Raw genomic sequence first — 24,080 nt, 5'->3', positions numbered from 1 at the left:
CAATTCTATTCAAAAATGACTTAGACATTCGATACAATTTTGAGACCACTAACATTTCATATTCTTAAAAATCTTAAAAACAGTAACCTATATAGCTCCAGTAGGTTACTGTTTTTAAATACATAATAAAGAGATGATTTTAGTACTCTATCCAATCAAGTAATGAAAGGATGTTAATATGCATATTGAACCAAAGATTCTAACTATAGATGAAATTGTGGCTAAAGGAACAGAGTTTACTGATGATGTCTGTTATTCTGGAACATCAGGACAGGAACTGTATGATCGACCTTTAGAGGAAGGAGGGAAGCTAATATCTGGATTGGTATATGAAAAAAATAGAAATGGAAAAGTAGTATATTATGCTCATTATATTAATGGAATCGAAGAAAAAGAATATGTAGAGTTTTTTGAGAATGGATTGCCATCCTTATATCGTCAAATAATCAAGGGTACTACGCATGGAATATACATCTCATGGCATAAAAACAGACAAATCAAAATGATGGCAGCATATAAATACGGATTTAAGAAGAGCTATAAAGAATGGAATGAATACGGAAATGTTATTTCAGAACAATTAGAAGCGGGCGCATTTGAAAAAGAAATGATTGAGAAGTACGATAACTGGTCTGCACATAATTGAAATTTTATATACTACTTAGACATTTGATAAAGCAATATTAAACTCAGGGGTGACAATATTGAATAAAGGATTTGAAGATTATTTTAGTGAAATTCAAGCTGATATGATCAGGATTTGCTTAGAGTATGTACATCATAAAGCTGAAAAAATCTATGTGTATGCTTCACACGAAGAAGGATTCATTTCAACTGACTTTTTCTACAAAATAAATGGTAAAATTGTTCAAAGACATCAATTACATAAAGCCATGCAAAATGGAGAGTCTATTTATGATTCTTCCATTGGTAGGCAAAAAGCAGTCTTGAGAATTTTAAATGAGGATATAGAGAGAATAATAAAACTGTGCAAAGAAATGCAACGGGATATAATGACGGAGATGAAATTAGTTTATGATGTATCCGCCAATCAATTAGAAGCAGAGTACAAGTATGATCTAGTCTATTCAAGTGATCCTGTAAAAGATGCAGATGATATTGCAGAAGAGTGGTTTGAAGCTGTTCATTTCATCGAAAAATGAAGCGTTGAATGGATTTCTGTGCACAGCCTGCATCTGTCAATTTAGGGGTAAATGGACCTTTTGGATTGACTGCACGAACTTACTTTTAAAAGTCTAGGAGTCTAACATGAAAAATTGGAATAAAAAGCAGTGGATTGCTCATATTAGTGAATATACAGCTTCACGTCAAAGTATTCAAAGTCTGAATATAGACACTATCGATTTAAGTATGGTGGACTTTTCTGAACTAATCGCAGACGGTCTTTCAGCTGTGAATACCAATTTGGAAGCAGCTATATTCAGTCATGCTTCTTTGCTTGATTGCGATTTCTCCAGAGCTAATTTGAGAAACACTAATTTTTCTTATGCTGATATGGCAGATTGTCAATTTGATGATGCTTATTTAAATGCCGCCAATATGTCCCATAGTAAAATGAATATTAGTATGTGCGTAAAAACTTGTTTTGATCAGGCAAATCTTGAAAATACTGAATTGATAGGGAGTTCTTTTAACTTTTCTACCTTTCGTTTTGCCAATCTAACTGGGACAGTTGCCAAGCAAGCAAGTTTTGCAAATACGGATTTAACCGGGGCTTCTTTAAGAAATGGGGATTTTGATAACGCCGATTTTACGAATTCCATTCTGAAGGATGTTGATTGGACAGGAGCCAATATAACAAATGCTATATTTGACCCGGGGGTAGTAGAACGCATTTTTGAAAAGTAAATTCGTAAATGATGTTATAAATATTTATGATATAAATCCTGTAGAGGAAAAGGAAATGGATCCATTTCATATTGCCAGAGAATCCATTATATAAAATTCATTTAACAATGACGGATTTACAAACTTATTCTAATGTAGATATGTAGAAATAAGCCTGACTTTATACAGTTGCAATTGACAGCATGAAATGCAAAACAGATAAAATGATAGTAGAAACAACTCAAGAACTACCGGAAAGGTAAATAAATGAGATACGGAAAAAACGATGCCTTAGTACAAGAAGTAATTGCTTTTATCAAAAATGATCTTTTATTTACTAATGCTAGAACTATGGATTTAAATATTTCAGTCATTGATGATTTTGAACGTGCGAAAGAGTTGGCTTGGTCTCAAGATTTAGAATCGGTTGATGTAATATGGCAGAATATAAAATCGAATGAAAGTTCTAAAGTGTTGAACATTATCTCTAGTGATGAGGATTTGAAAACACTAGAGGACGAATTATACGATGTTTTTTCAGACGAAGAAAATTATCATGAAGAGTTTTTCCCTATAGATGTTTGGGATATTAATGAAGAAGTTCAATCTGATTTATATAAATGTGCTTTAAATCGCTTGATCAATGGTCAACAAGATCATTTTTATGAACATATTTTCAAAATATATCAGGCTGGCGGTTGGCCTTGTAGCTGGGAAGGACCATATCCCCAAGGGCAACCGATCGTTTATCAGCCGAGCGGGGATTTTGAAAGATAAGCATTGCACACTATGAAACATCCTAGGAAACTTAATAAAGAATAAAACAAATCCCAATTTCTAATTTAATATCGTAGGGCGGAGATGAGCAGCTATTTATAATTTGCTCGTCTTCATTATTTTTATATAGATTAGCTGACAATCAAATCAGGATGGAGCAATTGAAGATTTGCCCTATTTGTTTAAAGTTTTCGAAAATGAATTAACTAAATGGGGAAGTAGAGAGCATGTAGATGTTCTGGATGTTAACGGTCTTTCCGAAGAACAAATGAAACAAATAGTTAATTCAAATCAAACAATTGTTGGTGCTTGGTTTTATAGTGAGCGGTGACGATGATTATTAAAATTTATGGAACTTACAGAATAAAGGAGGAACATCGGTTTGACTTTTTACGAAGACTTAACGTACTACTCAGAAGATCATTTCGAACATTCACAAAATATTGGATGGCTAGATACAAATAAAGAATTTCCGCGCGCCAAACCCTCTTTTGAGTTTATTGAGGCTTTATATGAATATATCAAATGTCCATTTAACAAGCAGCGTCATTCTCATCCCACTTCTTTTGAGTATAGAGGAAATGAAATAAAATTGGGCTATTCTGAAATTAGAGTACTTAGCAATAAAACTGACCAAAAATTTGCTGCACCCGATACGATATTGAAATCTATTTTGGATCAGGAATATAGTCCTCCACAAGTTTTTCAAAAGGCTGTTATCGAAGGACCTAAACCAGGCACTACAGAATATGATCAATTTATAGAGCGCTATAACGAAAATTGCTTATGGGGAGAATCTCCCGATTATGCGGAGCAATGCCATAAACTGAATAAAGCAATGTCAGAGCATCAAAATACGCAAGTTCAGAAATGGATTCAGAATAAAGAAATTTCAATCGATATTACAACAATAGATGGCAGCATATTAAACAGTGCTCTGCTAAATAATAATGTAGAAGTAGCACTTTGGGTGATTGATCATGGCATAGATATTAATAAATTTTCAGGAATAGAATTAAATACAGCTATTGCTCAAGGTCATAATAACATTGTGAATTTGCTGATTGATAAACACATGAAACTCAACATGTATTCACCTAAATTAAACCCTCTTTTTACAGCAATTAGAACAAAGAATGTAGAAGCGGTAGAAGTTATAATGGATTCAGGAATCGATCTGAATATAAAATATTCCAATGAGTTTATGCAGGATATAGATGCTTTGAAGTTAGCCCAGCAGCTCAAATTTCATCCTGCTATTGAATTGTTGCAAGACAAGTATAATTGAATAGCTTCTTGCTTGTACCAATTCCATGAATGTTCAAACCTAGGTTTCATTCATATTGTTTCCTATTAATATTTATTGTATATAATTTTCATCTCATAAAATGAGTAAGAGTATAATGAAAGGGTGTTGACATGCTTATGCAACCAAAAATTCTAACTATAGATGAAGTTGTAGCTAAATAGCTGGAGAACAGGATTATATACAGTAGAAAAAATGGTAGACTATCTATTTCCCTTATTCCTCAATCTTTTTGTACCAAAACTTATTGTGATGAAGATGAGGGACGTAAAACTAAGTTGAAGTATAGTATGAAATGGGTAGTGAAATTTTTAAAAGACATCAATTACATAAAACTATGCAAAATGGAGAATCCATTTGGGATACTTCCATATTTTACATATCATAACTGAAAATAAAATTGGGAGGAACTCATGGACAATACTGCAAAATTGGAACGGCTATACCAGATGCGTTTCTTGGAAAGTGAAGGAGATACCATTGAAGAGTTTGAGCAGCTTTTGAATGATTTATCGATTCAAGGAACAATAGCGGATATTCCTAAATTATGTTGTATATTTGAAGATGAGATTAGTGAAGCTTCTGCTGGTGATACAATGGTCGAAACACTACTTTATATTTTGCTCAACCACCATACACCTAAAGGGTTTGAAATTTTTGCTGACAATATACCGTGTATGTTGCCCAAAGCGGAATTTTGGACAGAGCAAATTCATAAAAGAGTATTAGAATCTACTGAGTTAACTACGCTGTATGAACAAGCTCTGATCAATATCCAAGCACCGATATGCCAAAGGATCATAACCCTGTTACTTGACATTCAAAAAGAACAACCAGAATTATATGCTGAGCAGACAACTCGCCTATTATCAGCAGCGAAGGTTTGAACTGGGATATGATATTCAAGAAAACGAGGACTATCCCCATATCCAAACGGTAGCGGATATTATACCTATGATCACCTTGGACAGTATGATCATTCCTTATGGCTATCTTCATCCAGAACGAAACGTTGGATTGTTATTTCATTGCACAATAATAAGAAATGATACATAATACATCATCTTATTCTATCTTCCTATTTTAAAATTTCCAAAGCGGGTGACCCCATGAAGCTCCAACCTGAATATGCTCAACATATTATTGTTGCTGTCCGCTATCGTCAAACATTCTATTGGTTCGTAACCGAGAAGGACTGGTGGTATCTGGATTGGGTACAGTTGGAACAAGCGTATCTCAAACAAGGATATTCGCTTCCACATCCGGGCACTTACAACGAACGATTCCATATTGGAGTGTTGGATGAAACGACGGTAGACGGATTTTTACAAAATATTGCAGACTATGAAGTGAAGTCAGCAGAACTACAGCAATATCTATTGAACCTGAAAGGGTCAGAGCACCAAGAGCGGCAGCTGTCTGAAGATTTCTCATTTGTAACAGAATGTGCGCCATCTCTGTTCGTAGATTTTGATGCGAAAATGCTGTTATCGTCTTTTCCTGAACCTGCTTCTTTTGAAAATCTAGTTCCACATGGATGGGAAGGACGATACGAAGATGTTCTACAGCATATTCCTGTGTCAGAGCAATATTGGATACATCAGGGGCGAAATTATTTCCAATAGTAGAACTAAAAGAAGGCGTATTTCTTAATTGCATATGTGGTAATCATGCTACAATATAGGTTGATTCAACCAAATCTACCTCAGGAGTATACGAGCCATGACAACAACGACTTCTTCATCCTCGCAATCGCGGCTTCCCTTTGCGCAGCATCGCTCATTCTATTATTTGATCGGTACACAAACCGTATCCAACGCCGCAGACATCATCTACATCATGGGACTTGTCTCTTTTGTACTGGCAGGAACGGATTCGATCATGGCGGGTGTATTTGTACCATTTTTTCGTATGGCTTCTCAGCTGCTTAGTGGGTTGATTGCGCCGCTTGTGTTGGCGCGTTTTTATTTGCCAAGATTATTATTGTTTTGCCAGCTCGGACAGTTTTTCATCTTCTCCGTATTGGCAGGTTATTTATGGACAGCAGGCATACAGGCTTCGCTGACCATCGTATTTGCACTGATTTTTGCAATGTCTTTTTTGGACGGCTGGACAACGCCAGCGCGCAATAGTCTAGTGCCGCGCCTTGTGGAAAAGGATGGCTTGCTGCGTGCCAATGGCATCGTCTCGGTTAGCGACCAAATGATTCGTTGTGCAGGCTGGGCAATGGGCGGCATCTTAGTCGCTTGGATCGGAGCATTGCCTACATTGATGCTGGCAGCTGTTTTTTATGCATTTGCAATGTTCTTTACGATCTTTATTCGTGAACCTCATCATGATCTCGTTGCCGACGCCTCTAAACCTAATATTACATCACCTGCAAAATTCACAACAGAAAACAATCAAAATAACAACGTATCAAAGGAAACTCTCACAACTACTGCAACACAGCAAACCGATTCGCTTCAAGAAACAAACGATACCCAGCATATCGAGAAACGCCATTTACGCACATTAACCGAAGGCTGGAAGCTGATCTGGCATACACGTAGCATCCGTACGATGGTATTTATGGATATGGTTGATATGCTAGGCGGTTCCGTCTGGGTAGGTGTGTTTATGCTCGCTTTTGTCCAGCAAGCGCTAGGTCAGGGCGAGGAATGGTGGGGATTCTTGAATACAGCTTATTTTGGAGGAGCCATCGGTGGCGGCTTGCTCGTAGTGGGATTAGTGGATCGGTTAAAAGGCAAAGAATTCATCGCCATGTTAGTCGGTGTTGCGGTATATTCGATCCTTACCGTTGTATTTGCCCTCAATACGATTCCACTGCTTGCGCTATTATTAGTCATCGTGATGGGCCCGGCTACAGAGCTGGCAGCAGTCAGTCGACGTACATTGCTGCAACGAAGCGTAGGTCGCGAGCAATTGCCCAAAGTATTCTCGGCGCAGGATGCCATACTCAATTTTACCTTCTGTATCTCTCTGCTTGGTATGGGTTGGGTTGCCGAGCAATTTGGGATTGTGAATCTGTACGTGCTCGCTGGACTACTGTCCGTATGCGCATTTGGTTATGGGCTGCTCAACCGTCGTGCATTCAAGCAATATACTGATAATACCGATACGTCCAGTGAATTGTAAATGCGCTGTAAACGCTAGATTCGCGGAAAATCAAAAAATCATACCCATCCAAAAGTGCATCAAATCAGCATATGTACAGGTTTCGCGAGAAACGTCGCATAATGAAGCAAACCATACAGGATAGTGAACGTATCGCGTAATATGACAGGATAACGGCGGTTTATTCCGAACCATTGCGGCTTATTGCAGAATACGGCTTTCAGGCAAGTTGTTTAGCAATGACATCGCCGTGGTATAATAGAGATAGAATTTAACTCTAACACCAGAAAGGATCAGGATACCATGTGTCCCCGAAGGATGATTTCCCAAAGGACGATTTGGAAACGTTATGATCTCTCCTACACGTAGCTTTTCCGTAAAGTAGTGCCCCATATTCGGCCTATCTTACGGAAAAGGAGCAGCATGTATGCGAAGGATGAAGTCCTCCAGGTGCACCTCCCGTAAGAACAGGTCTATTACGACCACACTTACGAGAAAAAGAGGGAACCTGCATGAGGAGAACAACGAATAACAATTGGACAAAGGTGGCTGGACAGATCGCTGCCATTTTGATCGGTACATTTATTCTTGCGTTTGCTTATTATCATATTAATTTTCACAACAATCTGTCGGAAGGCGGATTTGTAGGTCTGGCATTGCTCGGCAAGTACTTGTTCGGCTGGTCGCCGGCATGGAGTACATTACTGCTAGACATTCCAGTCATTGTATTGGCATGGTGGCTAAAAGGTCATCGCTTTATGCTAATGACACTGCTCGGAGCGGGAGCATTCTCGTTGTTTTATGCGGGATTTGAGCAATTATCGCCGTTTGTCGTGGACTTACACGGAAGCATGTTGGCAGCTGCTGTATTGTCCGGTGTTCTAACCGGACTGGGCGCAGGTATTGTTCTCCGCTATGGAGGGGCCACGGGAGGCGACGATGTATTGTCCCGTTTGATCAGTGATTGGAAAGGCTGGAAGATTGGTAATGTCTTCTTTGCTGGTGATGTGATTGTACTTGGATTGTGTCTTCTGTTTATGCCATTCAAGGAAACGATGTTTACGATGCTGGCAGTATGGCTGGCAGGTAAGATGATCACTTGGACGGTAACAGTAGAATTCAAAATGCCATTTACAGTCGGTAAAGTCAAAGATGCCGCGTCTTCAGTGCAGGTTCCGGTTCAAACCGCGTCTACACTGCCGCGCTCGTCTTAATCGATGGATAAGCTGATGATGGCGAATCGCCATCCGCTACCTAGATTCTCATTGTACCGACGGGTTACGATGACTGTTACTTGTCATTATGGTAATCGTGATACACAGACAACTGAGCAGCCAAGTCTGCAACAGGAAAGGGCGCGCTGTACGGACCATCATCCGCACAGCGCGCCCTTTCTTTTATTTACTGATAATACAATGCGGTAGACAATCACACTACGCGTTGCGTTGTTGCTTTTTTTCTACCATATAATAGCTTAATAAGGCTCCAGCAACACCGACGGCAGCAATCAATCCGCCGATCAGTGGTACATATACGAGACCGAGATGTGTAATAACAACACCGCCGAGAAAAGCACCTGCTGCATTACCCAGATTCAGCGCAGAGTGACTGGATGTTGCCGCCAGACGAGGTGCTTCATGCGCCAGATTCATAATGCGTAGCTGAATGCCTGGCATAATGCCAAACGCAGCCATACCCCACAGGAAAATAAAGATCAGGGCGAGCGCCGGAATATGCAGCACACCAGACAGAATCATCAGCAGCGCTGATAGGATAGCGAAGATGGTAATAACGGAAGGCATCAGTTTCCAATCTGCCAGACGACCGCCGAGAATATTACCCAGTGTCACCCCAACACCATACATGACCAGAATCCAAGTTACATTACTTTCCTGAAATCCGGTTACATCGGTCAGAAGTGGCGTAATATACGTAAAGACGGTGAACATACTACAGCAACCAAAGGCACCCGTGGCGAGAATAAGCAGCACCTGTGGCTGAAACAAACTGCTGACTTCCTTACTCAGACGAGGCTGCTCGGTTTGCTGAATTTTGGGAATTAACAAAATGATGCCGATTAACGAAATCACGCCCATAATCGTAATCGCACCAAACGAAGCACGCCAGCCAAGCTGTTGACCAATCAGTGTACCAAAAGGCACTCCGATAATATTCGCGATGGTCAATCCAGCGAGTACCATGGATACGGCGCCCGCTCGTTTATCCGGTCGTACCAGCCTTGCAGCAATGAGAGAGCCTGTTCCAAGGAATGTACCATGCGCAAGGGCGGTCACTAGTCTGGAACCCATTAACAGCTCATAGTTAGGAGCAAGAGCGGCAACCAGATTGCCGACGATGAAGATGAGCATGAGCAGACACAGCAATTGCTTCTGCGCGATCCTATTTGTAGCGATTGTGAGAATTGGTGCACCAACAGCGACGCCAAGCGCGTAACCGGTAATAAGCTGTCCTGCTTGTGGGATGGTGACATTCAGGTCTTCTGCCACGTTGGGTAACAATCCCATAATGACAAACTCAGTCATCCCGATGGCAAAAGCGCCAGCGGTCAGGCAGAATAGAGCGATCGGAAAGCGACCACTTTGATTCGTGATTGGTTCTGTAGTTTCCATTTTTTGCATGGTTTCTCTCCTGTTTCTGAAATTTTCTTTTTCTACGATCTATGTATCGTAACATTTCAAATTGCAAATTCATATACTCATGAAAGAAGGAATCAATCATGCTAAACGCATCGCAAGAAAAGCAGCTCAGTAAACAAATGAGCTATATGCTACGTCACAATCCCGGAGAATACGGTTTAGTGCTTGATCCAGAAGACGCTTCCTGCCCACTTGCCGAGTTAAGTCATATTTTATCCGAGCAAAGAGGGTGGGCGTTCGTCAGCGAAGAGGATGTGCGACAGGTGGTCGCGAATTCGGAGAAGCAACGGTTTGAGATTGTGGGTGATCGCATTCGAGCACGCTATGGACATAGCAAACCGGAGATTCATTATCCAGTAGCACAACCGCCTGCTCTGTTATATCACGGTACAGCAGAGTCCGTATATCCAAGAATTGAAAAGGAAGGCTTGAAGCCGATGGGGCGGCAGTATGTACATTTGTCCGCTGATACACATTTTGCAGAACTGGCTGGACGTCGTAAGGGTAAACTATTGCTGCTGCATATTGATACGGTACGTGCTGCACAGCAGGGCGTACTATTCTACGATGCAGGGCATCAGGTGTGGCTGACGGAGCATATTCCAGCGGATTGCATTTCCGTTGCGCAGTTGTAATCAGTAAAAAAAGCAGCGAGATCGCAGGATTCGCTGCTTTTTTGCTATGGTTTAACGCTGTGGTTCAGGGGTACGCAATTCAAAAGCTTCCGCCAGCAGTTCATATGAACGAATGCGTGCTTGATTGTCATGAATAGCAGAGACGATCAGCAATTCATCTGTCTGATAATCAGCGGCGAACTGAAGCAGTTTTTCCTTGACCTGATCTGGCGTACCAACGACGCGGAAGCGACGGGTATCCTGAATATGGGCAAGCTCTGTACTGTTATAGTGGTAATCTGCTGCCGTTTTTGCCGAAGGCAAGTAAGGAAGCGGTCGATTCTCACGCAATGCGATAAAATACAAATCATTGCTGCGCATCAGGTATTCAGCTTCTTCCTCTGTATCTGCACAGGCAACAGTAATCGCAGCCAGTGATTTGGGAGTAGGCGACATAACAGATGGTTGGAAATGCTCCTTGTAATGCGCTACTGCATCTTCACCACCGGTCATACCAAAAAATTGAGCAAAGGCATATGATGCGCCTGTCATCGCAGCTAGATCGGCTGTGCCACCGCTAGAGCCAAGCAGCCATAATTCAGGCATATGATCAATACTCGGTTGCGCAGTCAAACCAGCAAAACGATGATCTGACGGTGTCGCATCGTTCAAATAGCTGATCAGATCGACGATTTGCTGTGGATACCGATCTGCTGCGTGCATCGATGGGAATTTCCCTTCTTGCAACGCACGATTGACGAGTGGTGTACCACCCGGAGCACGTCCTACGCCCAGATCGATACGATTCGGATACAATGCCTCTAACAAACGGAAATTCTCTGCTACTTTATAAGCGCTATAATGAGGCAGCATAATACCGCCGGAGCCGACGCGAATCCGTGACGTATGCGAAGCAATATGCGCAATCATAATCTCTGGACTAGAATGCGCCAAACTTGGAAACGCGTGATGCTCAGACATCCAATATCGCGAATATCCCAATGTATCTGCTGCCTGTGCCAGTTGAAGTGTATTGTTCAAGGCATCAGACGCATTTTGACCTTCATTAATATGACTCTGGTCCAGAATTCCCAGTTTTAACATAGAGATCACCTCATTCGTTCAGAATAGATGTTTATGCAAGCAATTACATCATTATATCAAGCATTCTTCAGCAGCTATCAACAAAATAGATTGCCCATAGCAACCGACATTAGGGTACAAAGGATAGATTATCTAGATCATGCAGAAGGATATGGACCTATTCATTTTGTTACTTTTTAATACTATGTTACTTTGATGTCGTAACTAATAGTATAGTACATATTGCATAAAAACTCAAAGGCTATATGTACTGAAAGGACTTGCTACGATCATCGCGATCGGTTCGTTTGAATGCCTGTATACACATGCTGCACCCTGTTATGCAATAGCGACAATACGAATGCGCGACTATTTGGAATAAGAGAACGATATACAAAATCCCCGAATCAGCCACTGCGCCGTGACTGTTCGGGGATTGTATCATGTAAGACCATATAAAAGGTATAACTACAACCAATACCATTTGCGTAGACTACTCCAAATTTGCATGATTGCCGAACATGGCTGCGGTATCGCCGCCCTTTTGGCTCATCAGATGCAGCATCAGGCTATCAAACAGCAGCAGGATCGTTTGCTCAAATAGCGAACCCATTGGCTGTACGGTTTCAAAGCTACCTTTATCCGCAGGGTCTTTGGGCGAACCCGGAACTTGTACAACGAGGGACGCTTTTTGCCCAATATAGGAATCTGGGAAAATCGTCACTGCCGCCAGTGCAACTCCTGCTTGTACTGCTTTGTCCGCCATAATTTTTAAGCCTTGTGTTTCCCCAGAGCCGGAGGAGATGATCAACAGATCGCCTTCACCAGCACGTGGAGTCACCGTTTCACCAACGACATAAGCGTCTAGACCAAGCTGCATGAGTCGCATCGCTAGCGCTTTTGCCATCAGACCAGAACGTCCTGCGCCTGCGGTAAAGATTTTGCGTGCGCTTAGAATACGCTGTGCTAACTGCTCCACCTGTTCCGCAGGAATGGCTGCCAGTGTGCCTTCCAATTCGCGGAGCACCGTACGGAAATGCAGCGAAATGTCAGGTGTCGTACTCATGTACTTACGCCTGTGCGATCAGATCGCGGAATTGGGAAGCTGTTGCTGCTTTGTCGTCCTGGCTAGTGATACCGCCACCTACGATAACCAGATCCGGGTTGGCTTTGATTACTTCTGGCAGTGTATCCAGCTTGATGCCACCAGCTACAGCTGTTTTTGCTTGTTTCACAACGCTTTTGATTGTTGCCAGATCAGCGAATGGGCTTTGACCCGCTGCTTGACCGTCATAACCAGTGTGTACACAGATGTAATCTACGCCCAGCTCGTCCAGTTCTTTGGCACGGGAAGCGATGTCTTTTACATTGATCATATCGACCAATACTTTGCGTCCTTGTTTTTTCGCTTCATCGACACAGCCTTTGATGGTCAGGTCATTACTTGCACCCAGTACAGTGATGATGTCTGCGCCTGCTTCAGAAGCTTTCATGATTTCATAACCACCAGCATCCATAATTTTCAGGTCAGCTAGTACTTTCAGGTTCGGGAACGCTTCTTTCATAGCTTTGACTGCATGCAGTCCTTCGTTAATAACGATAGGTGTACCAATTTCTACGATATCGATAAAAGGCTCCACTTCTTTAACCAGTGCGATGCCTTCAGGGATGTTGACTAAGTCCAATGCGAGTTGCAGTTCCATAGTATAATTCCTCCTGTAATTGTCCGCCGCTGCGGATTATATAATTGATTATTACGATGCGAACAATGGGTTTTTAAGCAAATTGCTATAAAATGTTCATCGCACTCGGCGAGGAACGGTTGCGTTCGCTGTAGTGCTAGTATAAAGTAAACATTGTGACTTTTGTAAGTACGCACTTTTTCTTTACATAGTGCCTAAAAGTATACTATGAGGAATGACGCGGCTTACGGCAGATGATACAAGGCGATGGATAAGAAATAAAATCCATGCAGAACGATATAATTACTCATTTTGTGGAAAATCAATGGAGGAATGAATAGATGCGTGAACGGATATTTAATTGCGAAAAGGAATTGACACTTTCAGTCATTGGTGGCAAATGGAAGATGCTGATTTTATGGCATTTGGGCAAAACAGGCACGAAGCGCTTTGGCGAACTAAAATCGCTCATTCCGGGTATTACGCAGCGTATGCTGGTTAGCCAATTACGTGAGCTGGAGGAAGATCTGATCATTCACCGCGAAGTGTACCCTGTGGTTCCGCCCAAAGTAGAATATTCATTGACCGAGATTGGCGAGAGCCTGATGCCGATTCTGGATGCGATGTACAGCTGGGGGCAGAATTATATGAAAGTAGCCGAAATTGAACCAGTAGAAATCAAGCCAGCGATGTGGAACTAAAAGACAATTGTACAATAGGATGATAGAAGAACCTCGATTTGCGGGTATACATGTAAGGGAGCCTGAATGATGCACTCATTTGCAGGCCTTTACCGTATATTCGCACACAGGAGGAGATTCATCATGAATATTACAATCATCGGAGCAAATGGACAAATTGGCAAGTTGCTGACCGAGCGACTTGCTTCTCATACCGAACATCAGGTGACAGCAGTGATCCGCAAGCCAGAGCAAGCGGAAGCATTAGAGCAATTTGGTGCGAAAACGGCACTGGCTGATCTGGAAGGCACTGTCGATCATCTAGCCGAGGTCATTCGGGGCGCGGATGCTGTCGTATTCGCAGCAGGCTCCGGCGGTAGTACTGGCGAGGATAAAACGCTACTGATCGATCTGGATGGCGCAGTGAAAAGTATGGAAGCAGCAGAGCAGGAAGGCATTTCGCGTTTTGTGCTAGTCAGCGCGATGTTCTCTTACGATCGTACCAAATGGTCGGATTCCATTAAGCCGTATTATGTTGCCAAGCACTATGCCGACCGTATGCTGGAAGCTAGTTCACTGAATTATACCATCGTGCGTCCGGGCGGTTTACTAAATGACGAAGGCACAGGCAATATCGAAATTGGCGAACAGCTGAGCGAAGGCGGTAGCATTCCGCGTGCGGATGTTGCTGAGCTAATTGCACAGTTGATCGACAACAAACAAACGTATCGCAAAGGCTATGATGTCATTTCCGGCTCTACCCCTATTGCGGACGCGTTGAAATCTCTGTAAACACCAGCATATAGCATATGGCATAACAGCCGCAGGGTAATCGGTATCGTACCGATTACCCTGCGGCTTTCATTTTTGAAGCAAAATGCCGATACTATACGTATAGAAGAGCAAGAGATTGCAAAAATAGACAATATACGGTCTCTGCTCGTTATAGGTCATCAAAAGGGGTGTTTGTATGAAAAAATGGGGACTTAGTCTGCTGATCGTGCTGATGGTTACACTCTGCACAGGCGGACATATTCACGCTGCCACGCTACCTGACAAGCTAGGCTATGTACAGGATCATGCAGCAATGTTCAGTAATACCGACAAAAAGCAATTAAAGCAAGAAGCACAGGGCAATAAGCTACACTTTTATATTTTGACGATTCCTACGCTAGATGGTCAGAAGCCAGCTACATATTCCAAAGCGGTATATAAAAAATGGAAGCTAAAAAGCAGTGATGTCTTACTTGTCATTGCCGAGCAGGAGCATCGTATTCAAATTCAGTTTACCAATGCGCCGTTGGCAGATGCGATGCTGGACAGAGAATATGTAGATACCGATGCCAAAGCACTCAAAGTCATCGCTGATCGGTACTTTATTCCGTATGCCAAGGAAGGCGATTATGCAGGCGGTGCATCCAATCTGATGCAGGGCATTCGCAGCTATAGCAAAAGCTTGCCGGATATTCAAGCTGTCGCTCCATCTGCATCCAAAAAGAATCAGTCCGGTGCAAGCTCTGCTGCACCATTAGCTGCGTCGTCAGCACCGAAGACGAGTCATGCCGATACTTCTACAAACGCAGCAGAATCTTCGATTGCTGAAGAATCAGCACATTCATATGATCCGAATAGCTTCGGTGCCATGTTTGGTAAAATCGCAGCTGTGGTATTGTTGATCGGATTGATTGGTCTGATTCTGTTTTTCATGTATTGGGTGGGGAAGCGGCTGTATCGCATGGTTAAGCCGCGTTTTGTCGAGCTACCAGCATTGCAAAATCGGACGATGGACCTGATGACAACAGCGATGCGCGGATTAGAGCAGCTACGTCCTTTTTTGGATATGACAAAAGGAGAGAGCGGATCATTGATCCGTCAGGCAGATCAGCAATTAAGCCGAGTCATGGTCGAGCTGAATGAGCAGCGTCCACAGTTGATCAAGCCATGGTACTGGCTGTTTAAGCGTCATGCATTGCGTCAGCTACTGGATGAGACAACGAATCGTCTGGACAGAACAGAGCAGGAGATTCAACTTCATATCGGTCAGGTACAAAAAGTAGCTGCTGCCGAGAAGCAGGCATTGGATCAATTGCAGGAGCTAGAGCATACGGTCACTGATCTACAACAGCAACTAGATCGTGTTCAGCAGCAAACCGGATTTCCACTTGATCATTTGATCGAGGGTATGGCGACTATTCGTCAATGGAAGGAAGCTGCTGAAGCTTCGCGTTATCAAGAGCCGTTAAAAGCTGCCGAATTAACAGGCTATGCAACCAATAAAAGTACAGAGCTGCGCAAGGATGTGCATGATTTGCCTCTTTATTACAGTCAAATGGGTGAGTTTGCGCATAAAGCAGAGCAGGTTGGTCATCAGGTGGACAGCGTGATCCAGCAGCATGGCTTACTGCCATCCCTGCATGCCAACGAAGCGGTACGGCAAGCAACAAATCAATTGCCGTTGTTGCAACAATGGTTGGAGATCGGCGATATGCATTCTGCCCGTAACGTATGGACAGAGATGAATACATTGCTGGAACAATCCGTGCAGCGGGTACAGCAGCAGGTCGAATGGAAGCAGCATATTGAAGAGCAATTACCTTTACTCGAAGGCAGGCTGTCCAATCTGAAGGGTACGACAGTATCCTTGGAACAGGAGTGGCAGGCGATAGAGAATCGGTATCGCTCTTATCTATGGGAAGAGGAAAAGCAGCAATTTAGACGTATGGTGTCTGGTCTTCAGCATGGCGACAATCAGATTCGTCACCTCAAGGTACTGATTCGTCCAGAGCGTCAGGCATATGAGGAAGCTAGTGAGGTGTTAAATGAGCTAAAGCAGCTAGCGGAACAATCGCAATATGTCATGCGCGGCAATCGAGAAAGCTTTCAACGCTGGCAGCAAGAGGAGCAGCATGTTCGCACATCGTTTCAACATGCGGATGAGTTATGGAATTCTATGAACGATATGCTGCAAAGCAGCGGTCTGATCTGGCGTCGGCGCAATCAGCTATGGAGTCAGTACAATCAGATTCAAGAGCTGCGCGCTTCGTTGCAATCGCTGTTTGACGATGGACGATTGGATTTGCAGCTGCTGACAGATCAGGTAGCCAGTTACGACAGTATGATTCGCAATCTGGATCAACAACTGCGAGATTTGCTGCAACAACGCAATACATTACATTCGCGTGCCAATGCTGTGGCATCCGATTATAAGCATGCTCTTCGCGGAGCGCGTTCATTTATGAATCGACGTCAGCGAGCGGCATATGATCATGATTACGACTTGTATTGGGGACGCTACAGCGAATGTATGAATGAGGGGCGTTACGAGTCAGCAGATGAGCCACTGCGTCGCATTCGATCTCTGATCGATGATTTGCTGTCTATTACTCATTCAGGCAAAGAGGCGCAGCGTCGTGCGCGTATTCAGGCACACAATGCTCGATTGGAGCGTAACCGTCATCGAGTCAATCATCGCCCTTCTAGTTCCGCTGGCTTTTGGAGTGCGCCTTCTAGTTCCAGCCGCCGTGAAGAGAGTTCCAGCGGTGGCTCCAATTGGAGCAGTAATCGAGATTCCAGTGGCGGCTCGAACTGGTCCGATAACAGCTCCAGTGGTGGTTCAAGCAGTGATAACACGAGCGGAGATTCATCCGGCGGATCGAATTGGTAACGCAGTAGAGAAGAGAGAATATGGAAATATAATCGCATACTAAAAAAGCCTGCCTGTATGCAGCGAGATAAGGTAATCATAAACTGGAACTTCTCTACAGAGAGAAGTTTCAGTCTATGATACAGTAACCATCTCGTTGCCTATACAGACAGGCTTTTTTAAAATCTATCATCGTTGGAATGAAGCGACGTGATGATATAGTCAGATCACTTCTTCTGCTTATGCTCTGGGTGATTCTCATTCCATTCTTCGGCTTGCGATGTAGCAATGGCAATCGCACGACCTTCTTCATAGCCTTCGTCCAGCAAGGCGTTTGCAATGTCGACTGCTTTGTCGCGTACACGTTTGTCCAAGTTTTTCATAGAAGTAGGGTAGTCACTTTTGGTCCATGGCATCGGTATCGCTCCTTTGATTTGTAATGACAGACAGAGGAAGATGGATCTTATATCATCCTGCTACTCTGCGTCTGTATGATCACTTCTCTATGTATGCTTTACCCGAAATGGATAGGAAGAAACGTTTGTGACACTTCATTTCGTCCCTTGTCATCCTCATCGTATCTCAAAAAGAAAAGCGGCGACAGAATACATTCTGCCGCCGCTTAATCACGTGCGATTTGATTCAACCTATACTAAGAACTCATTCCACGTAGCATCAAAAATTCTACTTCCTCGTACTCGTAGTGTGAAAGAATCCTACAGGTTCTTCGATCTATATTGGCTTATTGGAACAATGCTTTGTATTCGCTATAACCTTCTGCATCCAGATCCTCTTTTGGTACAAAACGAAGGGCAGCGGAGTTAATGCAATAGCGCAGTCCGTTTGGACCGGGACCATCGTCGAATACGTGACCGAGATGGGAGTCCGCTTCGCGGCTACGTACCTCGGTGCGAACCATAAAGTGGCTCAAGTCCATATTTTCTTTTACATGATAATCGCGCAGTGGACGGGTAAAGCTAGGCCAGCCACAGCCGGAATCGTATTTGTCAGTTGAGCTGAACAGCGGCTCGCCGGATACGATGTCCACGTAGATACCTTCACCATGATGATCCCAGAACTCATTCTGGAACGCAGGCTCCGTGCCATTTTGCTGAGTTACTTTGAATTGCATATCGTTTAGGCGCTGTTTCAGCTCCTGTTTATCTACCGTTTTGGACCAGTGTTTTTCAATAAAGGCATCGCGACCGGAGCCTTTACGATAGCGTTTGTAATGACCCGGATTTTTTTTATGATAATCTTGGTGATACGTTTCCGCTTCGTAGAACGTTTGAGCAGGCTCAATGGTAGTAGCAATTGGCTTGTCAAAGCGTCCGCTAGCTTGCAGATCTTTTTTGGATTGCTCTGCCAGTTCACGTTGTTCTTCGGTATGATAGAAGATGCCAGTACGGTACGAAGAACCACGGTCATAAAATTGTCCACCTGCATCCGTTGGGTCAATTTGCTGCCAGAATAGTTCTAGTAATTTGGTATAAGGGAAAATGGTTGGATCGAATACGATCTGTACAGCTTCCGCATGACCCGTTGTTTCCGTACATACTTCTTCATACGTCGGGTTCTCGGTATGCCCCCCTGTATAGCCGGAACGGATACTAACAATACCTGGCAATTCCTCAAATGGTGTTACCATGCACCAAAAACATCCACCAGCAAATGTTGCTTTTTCGTGACGAGATTCAGTCATGTATAAGTCACTCCATTTCATGAGAGTTGTTAAAATAAACAATACTGGTAATACACCAGTTCAATGTAATTATACCCATAGCTGACGCTCCATATTCAAGCAAACGTCACGATCATCCCGTAAATATTATTTTATACAAGATGATAGATGGCTATTATATCACATACAACCTAATAAATCCAGTTTTCAAGATATTGTTTGTCGTGTATCAACTGCTGTTACCTTATACGAAAAAAGGATATCAACGGATGTGTCTATTTTTTAGAATAGTATGGGATTATGTTCTACCTACTATTCAACTGACTTGAAAACAGTTGGTATGAAAATACCAAAGTCGATATATGTATATTCGGTTATGATTATAGGAACGCAGCAAATATAGGACTATTCGCTATGGAAAAAATAGTGTATACTGCAATTATTGCTTAAACATAGTTTCCAAAGGGGAGTAGCTTCCTACAGTAAAGTCGTCATTACGGGATTAAGTCCCCGGCTTTACCGGCAACGCATCATTACGTTGTTAGCGAGACCTTTGCCTGATTACTGAATTGGGTGAGGTCTCTTTTGATTTCAAAGATCACCATAGACCCCATTTCGGGTCATGGTGATTTTTTTATGTCTGGAAGCTACAGCAAATCATTCTGGCGGAAGCCAAACACAAAGAAGGAGTGGTCACATGGAGATTTTGACAGCTGAATTTTGGCTGGCGCTGGCATCCATTATTATGATTGACTTGGTGCTTGCTGGCGACAATGCTATCGTCATCGGTATGGCGGCGCGCAACATCCCGAAGGAAAACCAGAAAAAGGTTATTATTTGGGGAACGGTAGGAGCAGTGATTATCCGCGCTATTGCGACGTTGTTGGTCGTCTACTTGTTAATGGTTCCGGGTCTGCACTTGCTTGGCGGATTGGCGTTAATGTATATCGCCTATAAGCTGTTGATTGAGGAGCAGGAGGATAGTGATGTATCTGGTAGCACACGCATGTGGGCGGCGATTCGTACCATTATTATCGCCGATGCGATGATGGGTCTGGATAATGTACTGGCAGTTGCCGGTGCTGCACACGGCGATACGTTGCTCGTTATCGTTGGTCTGGCAATCTCCATTCCAGTCATGGTCTGGTGTAGTACGCTGATCATGAAGCTGATGGAGCGATTCCCATGGATTATCATACTCGGTTCTGCCATCCTTGCTTGGACAGCAGCTAAGATGGTGATGGAAGAATCGTTTATTAGTGGTTATTTTGCCAATGGCTTTGTAAAATATGGATTTGAAATTGTTATCGTATTGGCGGTCATTTTACTCGGATTGCGTACGAAGAAGAAAAAAGAACAATCCCGTGCCATGAGCGAGCCAGCTCTGTAATGATCCCCATTTTCAATACCCCTGCCTTCGCCACTTTGCGATGCAGGGGTGTTTTCGTATAGGAACCGGAACATATCGCTGTTATAATGAAGCCATATGTTGCTGTAAAGGGGAGCAGAAAGATGGAATCAGTAGAAGTCGTACGTAAACGCAAAAGGGTAGCTTTGATCGGAATCGGCGGGATTGCACGTAAAGTGTATTTGCCATTATTATGCGGGCGTTCGGATGTAGAGCTAGTTGGCGTCGTGAGTCGCTCAGAAGCGACGGTTCGCCAGACGGTAGAAGATTATCGTTTATCGCATGGCAGTACACAGGTCAGCGACATTGCTAGCTGGGATGTGGATGCAGTCTTTATTCATAGCCCTACGGAAACGCATTATGATACGGTCACTGCATGTCTGGACTATGGATTGCCAGTCTACGTAGACAAGCCATTATCGTATGATATGGATGAGGCGCGTGCTATGACAGCGCTCGCCGAAGCGAAAGGATTGCTGTTAGCAGTAGGCTTTAACCGTCGATTTGCTCCTTTATATATGAATGCGTATGCTTTTTTGGCAGAAGCGGGTGGATTTGAGTTGTGTGAGATTAGTAAGCATCGTACCCGATTACAAAGTATCCCTGCCAAAGAAACAGTATATGATGATCTAATCCATATTCTTGATCTGTTACTCTGGCTAGGCAATGATAGCTACAGTGTGCTAGCACGCCAGCTGCGTCGTCAGGGAAATGGACCATTGCTGCATGCTTCGGGTATGCTCTCACTTGGCAATGAGCGCTATGGTCAGTACAGCATGGTACGTAGCGCCGGATTGGATAGCGAAAAGCTGTCGCTGCATGGGGGCGGGCGCTCGGCGGAAGTGATCAATATGGAGCAGCTGCATTTGTATGAAAAGGGACAATTGCCGCAGCAGCAGATGTTTGGCAGCTGGGAGACCATTTTGGAGCGGCGCGGCTTTGCTGGAGTAGTGGATCATTTCCTAGATCGTCTCAATGCGCCGGAGCAGTGCAGCATTCGTGCGGATTTGGTATTGGATACACATGAGCTAGCAGAGCAGTTGACGGCTGGTTTATAATGTAGATTCGGCTCAATAAAATGGTAGATGATAGATAATCCAGTAGTACATGATAAACAAGCAAGCAGTAGGCGATGAACTACGATGAGGAACACGAGGCAGGAGGATGACATTCATGGATGAATTTGATGACATTACACGCGAGGAACAACTCAAGCGACGTGAAGAGCAGATTGTAGAGAGCTATCGTCGCGATGAAGATATGATGATTCTTGTCTTTACACAATGGTGTGTAAATAATGATTTTGATGCGCGTGAGCTGTATTGCAGCGCATACCCTGATCAGATCGACAATCCTCGCTTAGAGCAGGGCATTCGTTTGACTGTGCCGAAGGAAGAGGCGGGCGAGATCGAGAATGATACTTTGCTTGGTGTACTTGCAATGTATGGCAATGATGATCTTGCTTTTGCTGTAAGTGAAGCGTTGGACGAGCGACGTGCTAAGCAGCATCGACAAGGAGAGCATAACGAAGAGGCATGATCTGGTAAGAAAATGAACAGGCATAATCGTTCCTAAATGGTATGGATGGGTTATGACATAGGAAACGGCACTTTTTCCAGCGTTATTCACGGAAAAAGTGCCGTTTTTTTATATAGTTTTATGATTTATAGCCAGAGTTTCTTGTACCATATGACTTGGATGGATAGTGAAACAGTATAATATTAGCTTCTATACGATCAGAGAATGATAGTCACCTCCATCTTTACATATGACAGTTTATGTCGTTAATTGTAGATACTATTGTAGAAACAAGTATTCGTTAAACGACCAATTGACCTCATCATTCGACGTTTTTAGTCAGCAAGCGATTAAAAAGTCGAAATTTTGTTTATAACTCTATATCCCCGTAAATTAGTGGCTGGCGGTCATAAATCCTAAGTAGGAAGGTTCTTTAATCATTGGATTGATAACAATAAAATATTTAATAATTTTCATATGAAGTAAAATATTAACTTGGCATTCTAGTTCCAGTGTGTTTTAATAATAATTATTACGATTAAAAATTTTGTAGATAAATGTAGAATGATGATATTGGAGGAGAATTCGTATGATGAAGGCAACAGGTATTGTGAGAAAAGTGGACGAATTGGGCAGAGTTGTTATTCCAATCGAGCTTCGCCGTATTATGAATATCGATGTAAAAGATGGACTGGAAATTTTCGTGGATAGCGACCGTATTATTTTGAAAAAATACGAGCCTTCCTGCATTTTTACCGGTGATACGGAAGACCTTGTTTACTTTAAAGGTAAGCTGATCAGCCGCAGCGTCATTGATGAACTGACACAAATCCGTAATTCTCAAAAGAGCTAAAGTGATTTTTGAGAGAACTGAAATCGATACCAGCCGCTGTACAAGCAGTGACTATGATCTATTCTGTTCGTGATCTATTCGATTTCTATGATTGTGAATATACATTTGTAAGTGACCGTATTCGGTTGCATATATAAAAGGCATTCCGGCGATGATTCGCCAGAATGCCTTTTTAGTTTCCTTCGGGGTATTAGTGGGGTTAGGAGTATTGAATGTGTAATATGAAAGCAGACAAGCATATCATGTAATAGGCTCGCGCTTGGATAGTCGAAATTCTTTCGGTGACATGCCGAAACGGGAGCGAAATACCCGATGAAAATACGTATAATTCGCAAAGCCCGAGGATTCTGCGACTTCTTCCAGCGGCATAGGGCTGAACATAATTCGCTCCTGTGCCATATTCAGACGTACATCAAGCGCATATTGCATAATCGTTGTATCAAACGCCTCTTTGAACAGATGAACGGCACGTGATACGCTAATGCCAATATGAAGCGCAACATCCTCTAATTTAAACGTTGAGGCTGCATTTTCCTCGATATAACTCTTGATTTGATAAGCCAGATAAGTGCGCGGTGCGCCGACAGGCTGCTCGGCTAGATAACGATCCACAGACAGGCATAGGATCTTCATATAGTGACTAGAGATTTCAGGATTGGGGTTATCAATCCGACGTTTCTCCATCGCAATCTGACGCATCAGATCCATAATATTATCGGTCAGCGGGATTTTAATTTTGCATGGGCGTTTGTTCTGTGTCCACCATTCGTCTACCCAAGGACCGCCGAAAAAAATGTGATAATCTCCGCTTTCTATTGCTCTTTTGCCCGTAGAATCAAGCGTATCACCGATTCGCAGCTCATAAGGTTCATTCGGGTCATACATATGTAATTCTCCCGTCTCCACATGAACTAACTCACCATCGCAGCGCAATTGACAGCTGCCTTCCGTTTGCAGACGGAACAGATAGTTGTGAATGCCATCCGGCTCATTCATATAAAAGGGCTTCCGGTGAAAGGAGTACCCTGCGGTATATACTTTGCAATCTTCTCCGTGTCCATCCATCATGTGATCCTCATTTCAGCAACAAATTTAAATTTTGACCAAATAGTTCATGTTTTAATCATATTATTCATTTTAATTGATACGATTTCGTAATACTATGGTAACGAACATAAAACAACATATTTTGCACGCCATTCAACGTACTATT

At 43.0% G+C, this 24,080-nt stretch carries 25 protein-coding genes; 18 read left to right on the top strand and 7 right to left on the bottom strand.

All coding sequences use genetic code 11. The annotated features are described in order from the left end of the window. Window positions 1-178 precede the first annotated feature (178 nt). From ABXR35_RS11375 to ABXR35_RS11335, 10 genes are all read left to right on the top strand, one after another. Window positions 179-646 carry a toxin-antitoxin system YwqK family antitoxin gene (locus tag ABXR35_RS11375; protein WP_367059711.1) on the top strand — a complete coding sequence of 156 codons (468 nt, stop codon included), beginning with the start codon at window positions 179-181 and terminating at the stop codon, window positions 644-646. Between the two features lie 103 nt (window positions 647-749). Beyond that, on the top strand, window positions 750-1,163 hold the full coding sequence (locus tag ABXR35_RS11370) for a DUF600 domain-containing protein (RefSeq protein ID WP_367061377.1): 414 nt from the start codon (window positions 750-752) through the stop codon (window positions 1,161-1,163). A gap of 106 nt (window positions 1,164-1,269) precedes the next feature. Continuing rightward, window positions 1,270-1,869, top strand: a complete 600-nt coding sequence (locus ABXR35_RS11365) for a pentapeptide repeat-containing protein (RefSeq protein ID WP_367059708.1) — start codon at window positions 1,270-1,272, stop codon at window positions 1,867-1,869. Between the two features lie 246 nt (window positions 1,870-2,115). Further along, on the top strand, window positions 2,116-2,625 hold the full coding sequence (locus ABXR35_RS11360) for a cytoplasmic protein (protein WP_367059705.1): 510 nt from the start codon (window positions 2,116-2,118) through the stop codon (window positions 2,623-2,625). Window positions 2,626-3,007: 382 nt separating this feature from the next. Beyond that, window positions 3,008-3,913, top strand: a complete 906-nt coding sequence (locus ABXR35_RS11355) for an ankyrin repeat domain-containing protein (protein ID WP_367059702.1) — start codon at window positions 3,008-3,010, stop codon at window positions 3,911-3,913. 431 nt (window positions 3,914-4,344) lie between these two features. Further along, entirely contained in the window at window positions 4,345-4,818 is a 474-nt protein-coding gene (locus ABXR35_RS11350) for an Imm30 family immunity protein (protein WP_367059699.1), read from the top strand. Then, window positions 4,775-4,987: a DUF6985 domain-containing protein gene (locus ABXR35_RS24060; RefSeq protein WP_436669331.1), complete on the top strand. Its 213-nt coding sequence runs from the start codon at window positions 4,775-4,777 to the stop codon at window positions 4,985-4,987. Before ABXR35_RS11350 ends, ABXR35_RS24060 begins: the two co-directional genes overlap by 44 nt. 53 nt (window positions 4,988-5,040) lie before the next feature. Continuing rightward, entirely contained in the window at window positions 5,041-5,556 is a 516-nt protein-coding gene (locus tag ABXR35_RS11345; protein ID WP_367059696.1) for a hypothetical protein, read from the top strand. A 97-nt stretch (window positions 5,557-5,653) separates the two neighbouring features. Then, entirely contained in the window at window positions 5,654-7,069 is a 1,416-nt protein-coding gene (locus ABXR35_RS11340; RefSeq protein ID WP_367059693.1) for an MFS transporter, read from the top strand. Between the two features lie 491 nt (window positions 7,070-7,560). Further along, a complete protein-coding gene (locus ABXR35_RS11335; protein ID WP_367059690.1) occupies window positions 7,561-8,262 on the top strand; it encodes a YitT family protein in 702 nt (233 codons plus the stop codon). A gap of 219 nt (window positions 8,263-8,481) precedes the next feature. Here ABXR35_RS11335 and ABXR35_RS11330 read toward each other — a convergent pair whose 3' ends face one another. Further along, window positions 8,482-9,678 carry an MFS transporter gene (locus ABXR35_RS11330; protein ID WP_367061374.1) on the bottom strand — a complete coding sequence of 399 codons (1,197 nt, stop codon included), beginning with the start codon at window positions 9,676-9,678 and terminating at the stop codon, window positions 8,482-8,484. A gap of 107 nt (window positions 9,679-9,785) precedes the next feature. Between ABXR35_RS11330 and ABXR35_RS11325 the strand changes: the two genes are divergently transcribed. Beyond that, window positions 9,786-10,340: an RNA 2'-phosphotransferase gene (locus ABXR35_RS11325; RefSeq protein ID WP_367059687.1), complete on the top strand. Its 555-nt coding sequence runs from the start codon at window positions 9,786-9,788 to the stop codon at window positions 10,338-10,340. Window positions 10,341-10,391: 51 nt separating this feature from the next. On the opposite strand, the gene ABXR35_RS11320 is transcribed toward ABXR35_RS11325, so the two are convergent. The 3 genes from ABXR35_RS11320 to hxlA all read right to left on the bottom strand — a co-directional run bounded on the left by ABXR35_RS11320 (window position 10,392) and on the right by hxlA (window position 13,105). Then, on the bottom strand, window positions 10,392-11,423 hold the full coding sequence (locus ABXR35_RS11320) for an LLM class flavin-dependent oxidoreductase (protein WP_367059684.1): 1,032 nt from the start codon (window positions 11,421-11,423) through the stop codon (window positions 10,392-10,394). Between the two features lie 472 nt (window positions 11,424-11,895). Then, complete coding sequence (hxlB, locus tag ABXR35_RS11315; protein WP_367059681.1) at window positions 11,896-12,468, bottom strand: 6-phospho-3-hexuloisomerase; 573 nt, start codon at window positions 12,466-12,468, stop codon at window positions 11,896-11,898. Between the two features lie 4 nt (window positions 12,469-12,472). Continuing rightward, window positions 12,473-13,105 (bottom strand): 3-hexulose-6-phosphate synthase, encoded by a 633-nt coding sequence (hxlA, locus tag ABXR35_RS11310; protein ID WP_367059678.1) that lies wholly within the window; start codon window positions 13,103-13,105, stop codon window positions 12,473-12,475. A gap of 320 nt (window positions 13,106-13,425) precedes the next feature. Here hxlA and hxlR point away from each other — a divergent pair, with 320 nt between their 5' ends. The 3 genes from hxlR (at window position 13,426) to ABXR35_RS11295 (ending at window position 17,428) form a co-directional block, all read left to right on the top strand. Beyond that, on the top strand, window positions 13,426-13,785 hold the full coding sequence (gene hxlR, locus ABXR35_RS11305; protein ID WP_367059675.1) for a transcriptional activator HxlR: 360 nt from the start codon (window positions 13,426-13,428) through the stop codon (window positions 13,783-13,785). A gap of 123 nt (window positions 13,786-13,908) precedes the next feature. Then, window positions 13,909-14,556: an SDR family oxidoreductase gene (locus ABXR35_RS11300; RefSeq protein ID WP_367059672.1), complete on the top strand. Its 648-nt coding sequence runs from the start codon at window positions 13,909-13,911 to the stop codon at window positions 14,554-14,556. A gap of 178 nt (window positions 14,557-14,734) precedes the next feature. After that, entirely contained in the window at window positions 14,735-17,428 is a 2,694-nt protein-coding gene (locus ABXR35_RS11295; protein WP_367059669.1) for a septation ring formation regulator EzrA, read from the top strand. A 206-nt stretch (window positions 17,429-17,634) separates the two neighbouring features. On the opposite strand, the gene ABXR35_RS11290 is transcribed toward ABXR35_RS11295, so the two are convergent. Both ABXR35_RS11290 and msrA read right to left on the bottom strand, forming a co-directional pair. Next, a complete protein-coding gene (locus ABXR35_RS11290) occupies window positions 17,635-17,823 on the bottom strand; it encodes a DUF2188 domain-containing protein (protein ID WP_367059667.1) in 189 nt (62 codons plus the stop codon). Between the two features lie 326 nt (window positions 17,824-18,149). Then, a complete protein-coding gene (msrA, locus tag ABXR35_RS11285; protein WP_367059664.1) occupies window positions 18,150-19,109 on the bottom strand; it encodes a peptide-methionine (S)-S-oxide reductase MsrA in 960 nt (319 codons plus the stop codon). Window positions 19,110-19,785: 676 nt separating this feature from the next. Here msrA and ABXR35_RS11280 point away from each other — a divergent pair. From ABXR35_RS11280 to ABXR35_RS11265, 4 genes are all read left to right on the top strand, one after another. Continuing rightward, window positions 19,786-20,478, top strand: coding sequence for a TerC family protein (locus ABXR35_RS11280; RefSeq protein WP_367059661.1), 693 nt, complete (start codon window positions 19,786-19,788; stop codon window positions 20,476-20,478). A 122-nt stretch (window positions 20,479-20,600) separates the two neighbouring features. Next, the gene (locus ABXR35_RS11275; protein WP_367059658.1) at window positions 20,601-21,554 is read left to right on the top strand and encodes a Gfo/Idh/MocA family protein; all 954 of its coding nucleotides are present in this window, start codon (window positions 20,601-20,603) and stop codon (window positions 21,552-21,554) included. 115 nt (window positions 21,555-21,669) lie between these two features. Then, window positions 21,670-22,035: a protein YxiS gene (gene yxiS / locus ABXR35_RS11270; RefSeq protein ID WP_367059655.1), complete on the top strand. Its 366-nt coding sequence runs from the start codon at window positions 21,670-21,672 to the stop codon at window positions 22,033-22,035. Between the two features lie 568 nt (window positions 22,036-22,603). Then, window positions 22,604-22,867 (top strand): AbrB/MazE/SpoVT family DNA-binding domain-containing protein, encoded by a 264-nt coding sequence (locus tag ABXR35_RS11265; protein WP_367059652.1) that lies wholly within the window; start codon window positions 22,604-22,606, stop codon window positions 22,865-22,867. A gap of 240 nt (window positions 22,868-23,107) precedes the next feature. On the opposite strand, the gene ABXR35_RS11260 is transcribed toward ABXR35_RS11265, so the two are convergent. After that, the gene (locus ABXR35_RS11260; RefSeq protein ID WP_367061371.1) at window positions 23,108-23,932 is read right to left on the bottom strand and encodes an AraC family transcriptional regulator; all 825 of its coding nucleotides are present in this window, start codon (window positions 23,930-23,932) and stop codon (window positions 23,108-23,110) included. Window positions 23,933-24,080 lie beyond the last annotated feature (148 nt).

This window comes from Paenibacillus sp. JQZ6Y-1 (assembly GCF_040719145.1).
Taxonomy (GTDB): domain Bacteria; phylum Bacillota; class Bacilli; order Paenibacillales; family Paenibacillaceae; genus Saccharibacillus; species Saccharibacillus kandeliae.
Note: the sequence above shows the minus strand (reverse complement) of the source record. Positions and strands in the feature narration are given on the sequence as shown.

Bases quoted from the DNA above. Each gene is read 5' to 3' on its own strand.
- ABXR35_RS11375 (WP_367059711.1), top strand. From the start codon at position 179: ATGCATATTGAACCAAAGATTCTAACTATAGATGAAATTGTGGCTAAA.
- ABXR35_RS11370 (WP_367061377.1), top strand. From the start codon at position 750: ATGATCAGGATTTGCTTAGAGTATGTACATCATAAAGCTGAAAAAATC.
- ABXR35_RS11365 (WP_367059708.1), top strand. From the start codon at position 1,270: ATGAAAAATTGGAATAAAAAGCAGTGGATTGCTCATATTAGTGAATAT.
- ABXR35_RS11360 (WP_367059705.1), top strand. From the start codon at position 2,116: ATGAGATACGGAAAAAACGATGCCTTAGTACAAGAAGTAATTGCTTTT.
- ABXR35_RS11350 (WP_367059699.1), top strand. From the start codon at position 4,345: ATGGACAATACTGCAAAATTGGAACGGCTATACCAGATGCGTTTCTTG.
- ABXR35_RS24060 (WP_436669331.1), top strand. From the start codon at position 4,775: ATGCTGAGCAGACAACTCGCCTATTATCAGCAGCGAAGGTTTGAACTG.
- ABXR35_RS11345 (WP_367059696.1), top strand. From the start codon at position 5,041: ATGAAGCTCCAACCTGAATATGCTCAACATATTATTGTTGCTGTCCGC.
- ABXR35_RS11340 (WP_367059693.1), top strand. From the start codon at position 5,654: ATGACAACAACGACTTCTTCATCCTCGCAATCGCGGCTTCCCTTTGCG.
- ABXR35_RS11335 (WP_367059690.1), top strand. From the start codon at position 7,561: ATGAGGAGAACAACGAATAACAATTGGACAAAGGTGGCTGGACAGATC.
- ABXR35_RS11330 (WP_367061374.1), bottom strand. From the start codon at position 9,678: ATGGAAACTACAGAACCAATCACGAATCAAAGTGGTCGCTTTCCGATC.
- ABXR35_RS11325 (WP_367059687.1), top strand. From the start codon at position 9,786: ATGCTAAACGCATCGCAAGAAAAGCAGCTCAGTAAACAAATGAGCTAT.
- ABXR35_RS11320 (WP_367059684.1), bottom strand. From the start codon at position 11,423: ATGTTAAAACTGGGAATTCTGGACCAGAGTCATATTAATGAAGGTCAA.
- hxlB (WP_367059681.1), bottom strand. From the start codon at position 12,468: ATGAGTACGACACCTGACATTTCGCTGCATTTCCGTACGGTGCTCCGC.
- hxlA (WP_367059678.1), bottom strand. From the start codon at position 13,105: ATGGAACTGCAACTCGCATTGGACTTAGTCAACATCCCTGAAGGCATC.
- hxlR (WP_367059675.1), top strand. From the start codon at position 13,426: ATGCGTGAACGGATATTTAATTGCGAAAAGGAATTGACACTTTCAGTC.
- ABXR35_RS11300 (WP_367059672.1), top strand. From the start codon at position 13,909: ATGAATATTACAATCATCGGAGCAAATGGACAAATTGGCAAGTTGCTG.
- ABXR35_RS11295 (WP_367059669.1), top strand. From the start codon at position 14,735: ATGAAAAAATGGGGACTTAGTCTGCTGATCGTGCTGATGGTTACACTC.
- ABXR35_RS11290 (WP_367059667.1), bottom strand. From the start codon at position 17,823: ATGCCATGGACCAAAAGTGACTACCCTACTTCTATGAAAAACTTGGAC.
- msrA (WP_367059664.1), bottom strand. From the start codon at position 19,109: ATGACTGAATCTCGTCACGAAAAAGCAACATTTGCTGGTGGATGTTTT.
- ABXR35_RS11280 (WP_367059661.1), top strand. From the start codon at position 19,786: ATGGAGATTTTGACAGCTGAATTTTGGCTGGCGCTGGCATCCATTATT.
- ABXR35_RS11275 (WP_367059658.1), top strand. From the start codon at position 20,601: ATGGAATCAGTAGAAGTCGTACGTAAACGCAAAAGGGTAGCTTTGATC.
- yxiS (WP_367059655.1), top strand. From the start codon at position 21,670: ATGGATGAATTTGATGACATTACACGCGAGGAACAACTCAAGCGACGT.
- ABXR35_RS11265 (WP_367059652.1), top strand. From the start codon at position 22,604: ATGATGAAGGCAACAGGTATTGTGAGAAAAGTGGACGAATTGGGCAGA.
- ABXR35_RS11260 (WP_367061371.1), bottom strand. From the start codon at position 23,932: ATGGATGGACACGGAGAAGATTGCAAAGTATATACCGCAGGGTACTCC.